Source organism: Pseudovibrio sp. WM33, from assembly GCF_001623165.1.
Taxonomy (GTDB): Bacteria; Pseudomonadota; Alphaproteobacteria; order Rhizobiales; family Stappiaceae; genus Pseudovibrio.
In genome coordinates, this window is sequence record NZ_LMCK01000062.1 from 38,860 (window position 1) to 49,123 (window position 10,264).

The 10,264-nt window shown below is 50.1% G+C and carries 9 protein-coding genes and 1 pseudogene; 2 read left to right on the top strand and 8 right to left on the bottom strand.

Annotated elements, in window-relative coordinates; translation table 11 throughout:
• From PsWM33_RS28015 to PsWM33_RS11410, 3 genes and pseudogenes are all read right to left on the bottom strand, one after another.
• Window positions 1-193 (bottom strand): annotated as a pseudogene (locus PsWM33_RS28015) (molybdate ABC transporter substrate-binding protein); the annotation flags it as partial.
• 243 nt (window positions 194-436) lie between these two features.
• On the bottom strand, window positions 437-1,324 hold the full coding sequence (locus PsWM33_RS11405; protein WP_063300301.1) for an NAD(P)/FAD-dependent oxidoreductase: 888 nt from the start codon (window positions 1,322-1,324) through the stop codon (window positions 437-439).
• Window positions 1,325-1,514: 190 nt separating this feature from the next.
• Complete coding sequence (locus tag PsWM33_RS11410) at window positions 1,515-2,003, bottom strand: RidA family protein (protein WP_063300302.1); 489 nt, start codon at window positions 2,001-2,003, stop codon at window positions 1,515-1,517.
• A 144-nt stretch (window positions 2,004-2,147) separates the two neighbouring features.
• Between PsWM33_RS11410 and PsWM33_RS11415 the strand changes: the two genes are divergently transcribed.
• Entirely contained in the window at window positions 2,148-2,834 is a 687-nt protein-coding gene (locus tag PsWM33_RS11415; RefSeq protein WP_063300303.1) for a helix-turn-helix transcriptional regulator, read from the top strand.
• 15 nt (window positions 2,835-2,849) lie between these two features.
• Here the strand turns inward: PsWM33_RS11415 and PsWM33_RS11420 are convergent, their stop codons facing one another.
• The 4 genes from PsWM33_RS11420 to PsWM33_RS11435 form a co-directional block, all read right to left on the bottom strand.
• Window positions 2,850-4,460: a GMC family oxidoreductase gene (locus PsWM33_RS11420; RefSeq protein ID WP_063300304.1), complete on the bottom strand. Its 1,611-nt coding sequence runs from the start codon at window positions 4,458-4,460 to the stop codon at window positions 2,850-2,852.
• Window positions 4,461-4,543: 83 nt separating this feature from the next.
• On the bottom strand, window positions 4,544-5,011 hold the full coding sequence (locus tag PsWM33_RS11425) for a DUF1203 domain-containing protein (protein ID WP_063300305.1): 468 nt from the start codon (window positions 5,009-5,011) through the stop codon (window positions 4,544-4,546).
• An 85-nt stretch (window positions 5,012-5,096) separates the two neighbouring features.
• Window positions 5,097-5,879 (bottom strand): tellurite resistance TerB family protein, encoded by a 783-nt coding sequence (locus tag PsWM33_RS11430; RefSeq protein ID WP_063300306.1) that lies wholly within the window; start codon window positions 5,877-5,879, stop codon window positions 5,097-5,099.
• A gap of 186 nt (window positions 5,880-6,065) precedes the next feature.
• Window positions 6,066-6,530: an Lrp/AsnC family transcriptional regulator gene (locus PsWM33_RS11435; RefSeq protein ID WP_063300307.1), complete on the bottom strand. Its 465-nt coding sequence runs from the start codon at window positions 6,528-6,530 to the stop codon at window positions 6,066-6,068.
• Between the two features lie 135 nt (window positions 6,531-6,665).
• On the opposite strand from PsWM33_RS11435, the gene hppD reads away from it, so the two are divergent.
• Window positions 6,666-7,778, top strand: coding sequence for a 4-hydroxyphenylpyruvate dioxygenase (gene hppD, locus PsWM33_RS11440; protein ID WP_063300308.1), 1,113 nt, complete (start codon window positions 6,666-6,668; stop codon window positions 7,776-7,778).
• Window positions 7,779-8,088: 310 nt separating this feature from the next.
• Here hppD and PsWM33_RS11445 read toward each other — a convergent pair whose 3' ends face one another.
• Window positions 8,089-9,657 carry an alginate lyase family protein gene (locus PsWM33_RS11445; RefSeq protein WP_063300309.1) on the bottom strand — a complete coding sequence of 523 codons (1,569 nt, stop codon included), beginning with the start codon at window positions 9,655-9,657 and terminating at the stop codon, window positions 8,089-8,091.
• Between the last annotated feature and the right edge of the window lie 607 nt (window positions 9,658-10,264).

A 10,264-nucleotide genomic window follows, 5' to 3' on the forward strand; every position in this document is an offset into this window, starting at 1 on the left:
AGGAGAATTCTGTCTTGGTGTTATGGGATTGATCAAATTGTGCACCTGCATCCTCCAGCACATCCTTCAAGCTGGACGCTGCAAACACCAGTATGCGCTCCGGCTCCTGCGCAAACGAAGCAACCCCGCCACCAACAACCAGCGCAAGGCTCACAACAACTGCAGAAAGAAAACGCCAGATACCAGTCACCACCAAGACACTCCATTTCGCGAGTCCGGCTTGAACTATAAGGACCTACCCCACCCGAACCACTGACTCATATCAAGACCCATACGGGTTTCGTCAAGCGTATTCATTCTCTAAGCCGCAACAGCTCCTGGCTCTCTCACCTTTGCAGCCAAGTCTTTCAGGTTGCGTTTCCCAAAGTGACAGCACCGTCTGCCTCCTCCGCGAAAGCTCAGTCAAACAGGTATCTCGGAGGTTGCACCTCACCCCTCAAAGACTGGGATCAATCAATGACCGATGCACCTGCATTCCGGCCCAGACACCATCACCAACGGCAAAGGAGATTGAGTGCGGAACGCGCGCAACATCACCACAAGCAAAAATACCGCGCACAGTCGTCTCTTTGAACTCAGAAGTCACAAGCTGTTGCCCCATAGGGTGATCCTCCAGCGCACAGCCAGCCGATTGAGCCAAAGGGTTGGATGGATATGTGTTCGAGACAACAAAAACAGCGGAGAACTCAAGTTCACGGCCATCCTCAAGCACAATATCAGCGGTGCCGTCTATGCGGCTGATCCCAGTATCTTCAAGAGTAACGCCTCTACGAAGCAGATGTGCTCGTTGCTCCTCCTCCAATGAAGACACACCATTGGTGAAAAAGGTCGTTGGTCCCCACTCCGGCATAATCTCTGCCTGATGCAGAGAGACGGGGTTGAAGGCAATCACAGCGATTGGTCCGTTGTTCAGCTCGTTTCCATCGCAATACGGACAATGCAAAACCGATTTGCCCCAGCGCTCAGCCAAACCCGGAATATCGGGAAGCTCGTCACGAACACCTGTCGCAAACAAAACCCGATGAGATGTGAAGTCCGCACCCATATCGGTGCAAACACGAAACATTCCAATCTCACCAGAAATTTCCTGAACCGTCCCCGTATACCAAGTGAGCCCCGGATAGGCATCAAGTTGGTCTCTCGCCTGTTTCCATATGTCATCAGGCCTCACCCCATCCTGCCCCAAAAAACCGTAGGCATGCTCGGCAAAGCGGTTCCGTCGCTCACCTACATCAATCACCAGAACAGATCTGCGAGCACGCAACAATTGCAAGGCAGCAGCCATTCCAGCGTAACTCCCCCCAACCACAATCACATCATGCATCCTCAGGCCTCCTGCTGCTGGCGTTCAGATATTCGTCTCGCTCATCGCGCGCCGAAAACACTCTGGCAATGATGCCTCAACATCTGCAAAGGCATCATTAAGCGCAGCAAAAGGGATTGCCCTGCAATGAACTTGGGGACTTCATCACAGGGCCTCACGCATCCGGAAGGAAGCGCATCCTTTGCAAAAGCTATGGAAGGATAACGACCGCTTCCACTTCAAACAGCATCGGGTCAATTGCCAGCTTGGGTACGGGAACCAGAGTCTGTGCCGGCAGCGTTTCTCCAAACATCTCAATGACATTTTGTGTCAGCACGCCAAGCTTCGATGGATCATGGTCAACCACATAGACGGTAAGCTTGGCAACTTGAGCTGGTGTGGCATCAAGCGCATCAAGCACCTTTTTCAGATTTGCATATGACTGCTTAACCTGTACCGAAAAATCAGGCGAATAAGCGCCTTTGTCGTCGGCACCACCTTGCCCGGAAACATAGGCAACCCGTGCGCCAGCTGGCGCTACCACGGACACGCTGTAACCATGGGCAGATGGATCATAGAGGCTCTGGGGATTGACGATAGTGAGTTTATCCGCAGTTTCAGCAGCTGAAGCAGTGGTTGAAAAAGTAGTAGACATTGCGAGGAGACCTCCGATTACAAAAATAGTCTTTAAGTGCGACATGCCGGTTTCCCTGACCAGTTTCATGGAACTTGATGTGTTAGCTCTGTGCTGCACCTAAATACGAAGGGGCTCCTGACAATTCTTGTCAGCATGGTTATACTCAAACTCAATCATGCATAGACATGTTGAAACTGGAGACTGTTCGTGAGCCGCTCTGACCGCCTAATTCGCCTGATGCAAGTCCTGCGGCGATTGCCTTCGCCGGTGACAGCATCAAGGCTGGCCTTGGAAATGGAAGTTTCAGAGCGCAGCATCTACCGCGACATTCAAAGCCTTCGGTCCTCTGGCGCAATCATCGATGGGGAAGCAGGGTTCGGCTACACGCTGACAGAAGACCCCTCATTGCCGCCAATGCATTTTGAAGCTGACGAGGTGGAAGCGTTGGCTCTTGGCCTGCATACCGTCGCTAAACTTGGCAACATAGAATTCACGTACGCAGCACAAAATGCTTTGGTGAAGTTGGAAGCAAGCCTTCCGCAAAGTATGCGCCAACGATTGCGGCATGCGACAGTCGGCAGCCACATCTTGCGCAACACGCCTACATCAGAGGCAGACTTCCCCGGTCTTCGCGAAGCAATTTGGAATGAACAGGCGGTGTCTCTGAATTATCTGGACCTGAAGGACCGCCTGTCAAAACGCAAAGTCTGGCCGCTCACCATCTACTTCTTCAGCGAGGTACAGGCCCTGATCTCCTGGTGCTGCCTACGAGAAGATTTCCGCATGTTCCGGCTGGACCGGATCCAGTCAGTCGAGTTCCTGGAGGAATCCTTCCGCCCCAAACGAGTAGGCTTGCTGCGCGATTACTTCGAACGCGAAAAAGAATGCGAATAACCGCAGAACACTCCCCTAAGCAGCCACCACCGCATTCTTCCGGTCCTCACGGATCATATCAGAGGCCTTCTCCGCAATCATGATTGTCGGAGAGTTGGTATTACCAGAGACGATGCGTGGCATAATGGAAGCATCAACGACGCGCAGGCCCTCAATGCCCTTCACCTTCAGCCGCTCATCAACCACAGCTCCCATGGAACACGTCCCCACAGGGTGGAAGATCGTGGTGCCAATGTCGCCCGCTGCAATTGCAAGATCATCATCACTGACAATATGCGCACCCGGCAGATACTCCTCCGGAGAGAATTCAGCCATCGCGCTGGTCTCCATAATCGTGCGGGTCAAACGCAAACTGTCTGCTGCTACACGGCGATCACTTTCGGCAGAAAGGTAGTTTGGCTGGATCTTCGGATGCGCAATTGCGTTGCCAGACCCGATATGAACGCTGCCGCGAGACTCTGGCCGTAAATTACAAACACTCGCTGTAATCGCCGGAAAATCGTGCAGCGGATCGCCAAACTTATCCAGCGACAACGGTTGAATGTGATACTCAATATTCGGCGTTTCATAAGAACTGTCGGAGCGCGTAAACACCCCAAGCTGACTGGGCGCCATGGACATTGGGCCAGATCGGCTCAGCGCATACTCAGCCGCTATCTTCGCTTTGCCAATCAACGAGTTGGCTCGCTGGTTCAGCGTAACAGTGTTTTGAACCTTGTAGATGCTACGGATCTGCAGATGGTCCTGCAGGTTCTCGCCAACCTGAGGCTGATCCAGCACCATGTCGATGCCATGCTGGGTCAATCGCTCACCAGACCCAATGCCGGACAATTCCAGAATTTGCGGCGATCCAATGGCCCCTGCACTCAGGATAATCTCTCCTGTACAGGCAGCAGAAGTCATTTCGCCTTTCACCATCATGCAAACCCCAGTCGCGCGGCGCCCGCCAAACACGAGCGCAGTCGCCTGTGCATTCGTCAGAACCTTCAGGTTTCCTCTGTTCTCAGCAGGCTTCAAAAACCCCTTGGACGTACTCCAACGCACGCCCTTACGCTGGTTCACCTGAAAATATGAGGAGCCGAAGTTGTCACCGCCGTTGAAGTCGTCAATTTTCGGAATGCCCACTTCCTCGCAAGCATCGCGGAAACGGTCAAGGATCGGCCACGACAAACGTTGCTCTTCAACGCGCCATTCCCCGCCTTCCCCATGCACCTCGGAAGACCCTGCATAATGATCCTCTGACTTCAGGAAGTACGGCAGCACATCATCCCAGCCCCAGCCAGTCAGACCCAGCTGGCGCCAGTTGTCATAATCCTGCGCCTGTCCGCGCAGATACAGCATGCCGTTGATGGAAGAGCACCCGCCCAGCAGTTTGCCGCGCGGATAGTTCAGCTTACGCCCATTCAGCCCCGGCTCCACCTCGGTCTGGAAACCCCAGTCCATACGCGGATTGCCCATGCAGTACAGATAGCCAACGGGGATATGCACCCACGGATGCTTGTCGTTGCCGCCAGCTTCCAGCAGCAGCACCTTCACATCCGGGTCCTGAGAAAGTCGGTTCGCAACAACACAGCCCGCTGAGCCAGCCCCAACCACGATGTAATCCCAGGTTCCCAATGCGCGCATGCCGGCCCTCCCAAGCCCTAAGTCTCGATGCTGCCTAGGATAGAAACTGAGCGGGAGGTTTGCACTAGTAAGATATGTTTAGATCACCCACGATGTGCCACCGCTGCAAAGCACCCGCGCCGTGCATAATGCATTTGAATATAAGAGACATCCGGGTTCTCAAAGAAGCTCTCCAGCATCGGTTTGATGTCAGACCCTTGCGCAATATCCGCTTCAATCATCATGTGGTTTGCATCAAACCCGCGCAGTGACAACAACCGCGAGGACAGCGACACCGGAACCTCATTCTCATAGGGCATTGCATCCGCTGCATTCTCGCGCACAAAAATCGCATGGGACGCTTTGTAGGGTGTGTCATTGGGCTGGTAGGCATAGTTCAGCAAAAACACCCGCTCCCCAACCTCGGCATCATCCAGTGTGACACGGCACGGAAAGCCCGGCTTTTCATCAGCCACATAAACAACCACATTGCGCTCTGCCAGCTGCTCTTCGCTCAGGCCGTTCAGCGCGTCAAACTCGTCGGATTTCAATCCGGAAATAAAAAAAGCCATAGGTCACTCCTCAAGTTGGGAGCAACCTATGGCCTTCCGCAAACCGTAACCACCCGATTTGCGAGCAATTCAAATATCAGCGCATTCAGGCCTGCGCTTGAGCCGCCGCAATCGCCTTGTCCAACTCCGTAACCAAACCGCTATCCAGCTCCAGCCGTGCGGCAAGCATCATCAGATAGGCCTGCTCGGCAGGTAGGTTCGGGTCAATTGCAAGGCGCGATGCGGTGTAGATCTCAGCAGCCGTTTCCGGACAGGTCGCAAACGCCACCACGCGGTCAATGTCCAGCGGCGCGCGCATCTCATCCAAAACGAACGCTTTTTCTTCAGCACCCAGGCCCAGCTCATCCAGCTTTTCAAAGATGCGCTGCATCTCATCACCGTCTACAGTGCCATCCGCTTTGGCCGCCTGGATCATCGCAACGATCAGCGCCATAGCAAACTCTTTGGCATCACCATTCCCTGCATCCGGGTCAAACGCAGTGCCAGTCGGGTCCGGCAGGGCGAGCGGCTCTGGCACCGGTACAACAGTTGCGGGAGCCGCCTGAGCCTGAGCTTGCGTCTGCGCAGAACCATGAGGCGCAGCTGCACCGCCGCCGCCATTGTTCTTACCGTCTTGCCATGTCTGGAATGCTTTGTAGGCAAGGCCACCAACCAGCGCCATGCCGCCGTATTTCACAGCCTTTTTGCCAAGTTTCTTGCCTTTCTTGCTGCCAAGAAGGTATCCGGCTAATCCACCAGCAACGGCACCACCAGCAAGTCCGCCGGCGTTGTTTTTGATGTACGACTGCCCTTTGTCCAAAGCACCACGGGCCTGATTGCCACCGTTGGAACCCAAGAACTGATCAAGAAGTGCCTTGCTGTCGAACATCTGTAAACCTATCCCTTTGCTTTTGGACGTTACCCGTCAAATCTCTATGGAGATGGGAACCCAAAGTTTTCACTTCAAGATGCCCCATCCCGCAAAAACACAACCTGACAAAATTGTAATGTTTGAGAGCGTACTCCCGAAAAGTGGACACCGGTTTTCGGATTAGAGTACGCATCAGTTAATCTACTACCCAAGCGGCAAATGGTTGTCGTCCCTCAGCGTATCCATCGCGATGGAGCTGCGCACGTTCTGCACCGCCTCATGAGGCAGCAGATCATTGTTGATCACCTCACTCAAGGCCTTCAGATCTTTCACCCGGATCTTGAGCATGTAATCCATGTCCCCCGTCATGGCGTAGGCTTCCTGCACGCTGGGAATGGTGCGCACCAGATCACGAAACAACCTGGAGTTCTCCTTGTTGTGCGTAGCCAGCGCCACCCCAACAAACGCCATCACATCCAGCCCCAGATACTCCGGCGAAAGATCAGCCTTATAGCGACGGATCACCCGCTCCTGCTCCAACCGTGTCCGCCGACGCGAAACCTGCGAGGCAGAAAGGTGAATCACCTCTCCCAACTCCTGATTGGTCTGGCTGGCGTCTTCTTGCAGCGCTGCAAGTAACTTAAGGTCAAACTGGTCTAGCTCAATCATTATTCGCACCAAATCAATATATGACGCACAATTTGTGCATATACTGCGTGATTTTACGTAAGAATGCAAACCTGTCGCGCCACAGATATTTCAGAATGGTTCTAAATTAAAATTGCCTTGTTTGAGGAGGAACAAATGGGCCCATTTCCGCACGATGCAGGACCAGCTGAGATTACAGCAGAAAACCCTGCTGGCACCGACGGCTTCGAGTTCGTTGAATTTGCCCACCCAGAGCCGGAAAAGCTGGACGTCCTCTTCCGCCGCATGGGCTTTGCACCTGTTGCAAAGCATAAGAGCAAGAACATCACGCTCTACCGTCAGGGCGATGTGAACTACATCCTCAACGCAGAGCCAAACAGCTTCGCCTCCCGCTTCATTGACGAGCACGGCCCATGCGCCCCGTCCATGGCATGGCGCGTTGTAGATGCACAAAAGACCTTTGAGCATGCCATCAACCGCGGGGCGGAAGCCTACACCGGCTCCGACAAAACCCTCGATGCACCCGCAATCAAAGGCATCGGCGGCTCCCTCCTCTACTTCATCGATAAGTACGGCGACAAAGGCTCTGCCTATTCAGAAGAGTTCGACTGGCTGGGCGAAGCAGACCCCAAACCAACGGGCAAGAGCTTCTATTACCTCGACCACCTGACCCACAACGTCTATCGCGGCAACATGGACAAGTGGTGGACGTTCTACCGCGAGCTCTTCAACTTCAAGCAGATCCACTTCTTCGACATTGATGGCCGCATCACCGGCCTTGTCAGCCGCGCGATCACATCCCCATGTGGCAAAATCCGCATTCCGCTGAACGAGTCCAAGGACGACACCAGCCAGATCGAAGAGTATCTGAAGAAGTACAAAGGCGAAGGCATCCAGCACATCGCTGTGGGCACCGACGACATTTATGAAGCCACCGACAAGCTGGCAGAAGATGGCCTCAAATTCATGCCCGGCCCACCACAGACCTATTATGACCGCAGCGCCGAGCGCGTCCACGGCCACACCGAGCCGCTCGACCGCATGGCCAAACACGGCATCCTCATTGATGGCGAAGGCGTCATTGGCGGCGGCATGACCAAGATCCTGCTACAGATCTTCTCCAAAACCGTCATCGGCCCAATCTTCTTCGAATTCATCCAACGCAAAGGCGACGAAGGCTTCGGCGAAGGCAACTTCCGCGCCCTCTTCGAAAGCATAGAAGAAGACCAAATCCAACGCGGCGTAATAAAACAAACCGCTAATGATTAGTTGTCTTGCACGCATATCAAGGTTGGGTAAAAGACTAAAGTTCTGCCACGAGTTCCAGCAATCAACTATCGTTTATTTGATAGCTATGAGAAGATTCCAAATGGATAACAACGTAGCAAATATATGAAAGAGCAAACAACGGGAGAGTTTTTCTCAAGTCTGTGCAATCTGTTCATCGTAGGCAACCGCAGTGATGCTCTAGCTATTTTTTAGAGCATCACCAAGAAGTATTTATATACTGGAAGTAGGCTAACAGGTTCGACATCAGATATGTATCTTTAAGTGACAACATATCCATCCAAAGTGTATCTCAAATACACTTAAGCTCACTTTCGGCACTCTTGCAAACGCGGTTGTTGTTGAGATTAATCTGCCACACTATAGGTTGATTAGAATCCTTAACGATAGCTCGAACAGTACTGATGGGATTAGTCTGCAAATATCCCGAACTTGACCATCCCACAATGGGCTCTTTGCCACCTCTTACGAATTCAATTGCACTAACATTACTAGCGGTCGCACTAATCAACCTGCCGGACTTTAGCATTACTTGAAAGCCATTGATTAGGGGTTCTGGGATAAGATCTTCTGCAAGGTGTAAGTTACTCGCATAAGTAACTTGCTTGCACGACTTTAAATTATCGCAAATAAGAATTTTCTCACCTGGTTTATACTCAATAGCCCGAGTTTGCTCAAATAATCCAGGACGTCTAACTATTCCTGATATGTGATAGGTATCTCGAATCTGTTCAAAACGATTTAAAAGACTTCCTTCATATACCACGTCCTTAGGGCCAACTCTTTGTTCGAGAACGCTTATGGTATTATGCGCATCTGCACTAACGAAATAATCACGCCAGTCATCACGCTGGTAACCATATTTCCCGCTGTCAATGAATACATGCTGGTCATCACAAAACAAAACAAAACTAAGATCATCAGCATGTTTGTGAAGTTCGCTATAAGCCATACCTGTCACAAACATCATTTCTGTCGATGAGCGAACGGAACAGTAACCACACTCAATTCTATTAGTGATTTTAATTTGATTATCTGATCTAGGCTTTTCCTCCTTTCCAAAACTATCACCAATAGGTATGATTGATCCATCAGGCATTACGAAATCTGAACAAGAGCTACCTGCTAGCTTCAATATTTGATCAGCACCAACTTGAGGGAAATTCTTGTCTATTCTTAACTTCCTGATCATTGAAATTGTAAAATTGTGATAGCTCGGAGAATGTTCTTTGTGTAATCCACAGGTTGTAAACTGACTAGAGATCAAATTTTGCATCATAGTATTTGCAAACTCATGCACTTCCAAAGGCACTTTAAAGACCTGCGCCAGGCATTTTAACCCTGCCAATTGGAAATAAGCATGATTACCATAAGAAATAAAATTCTTGTCAGTGAGAACACTGAGGTGTTGACGTGCAAGTTTTCTCAATATTCGCAGGTCGGATTTTTTAAACTGAATTACATTAAGATTATGTCGATCTAATAAATATGCAATTTTGGCTGCTCTAATACCTGTTGCCATATCATACCAGGACATTTTTGCTTTACGTGTTCGATGATAATGTTCCCAATCTTTCACGAACTCTAAGCAATTCAATAAATGTACATTATCTCCGTCCTTACGATATTCTCGAAGTAATGGATCTAACATCCTCCAAGCATGCAATTGAAAACACCAATTCCTATCATTAAATGGATCAACGGACCAATTGATCGGAATTTTATACTTCCAAAAATTACAATCCTTCCTCAACTTAAATCCAAATTTATTTTGCTCATCTACCGTAATAGGTGAAACTAAACTCAAATCCGACAGGTTTACAATCGGTTTTTTTTGCTTTTTTTTAAACGAGAATAACATATGAACTACTTCTTGCAGCACTCGAGATTAAAATTATTGTGAAATGGATTACTGCTTGGATCAAGCAATTGGAACTTCTTGTTTTTACGCCGTCAATAAGAACTCACTTTCTTGTTAGTTAAGACCCTCAACTACTACTAAAAAATTTAACCTAGAGCACTTGAGAGACGTTGTCTTAGAATTTCTTTACTAACTCTCGAATGCGAATAACGATCAATAGCCTAAAGCAAAATGACATAGGGTTGTTTTTTAGAAACCATAACATCAAGGCCAAGCATCATTATGCATCCCGATGCGTTTGAAAGACAATTCACCAATAAAATTTTCAACAGGTGGTCTTGGTACGCTTTCTACCAAGGAGTTGTTGAGTCAACTTCGTTTTCCTATCATGCAAAGTATAAACTCCTCCAAGACAAGCAATTTTGCACGAACATTTCGCCCAAAACAGCCAATCAAATATAACTGCCCTGAGCCCCTATTGTAGTTCTCATGCAAAATCAAATAAGACTTCTAGTAGAGCAATGTAATCAAAAGAAGCTGATGGGCCCTTTTGAGAAGCGCACGCCACTTGAGCCTCCCCCTTTGAAGTGGTCCACGCCTATAGTTA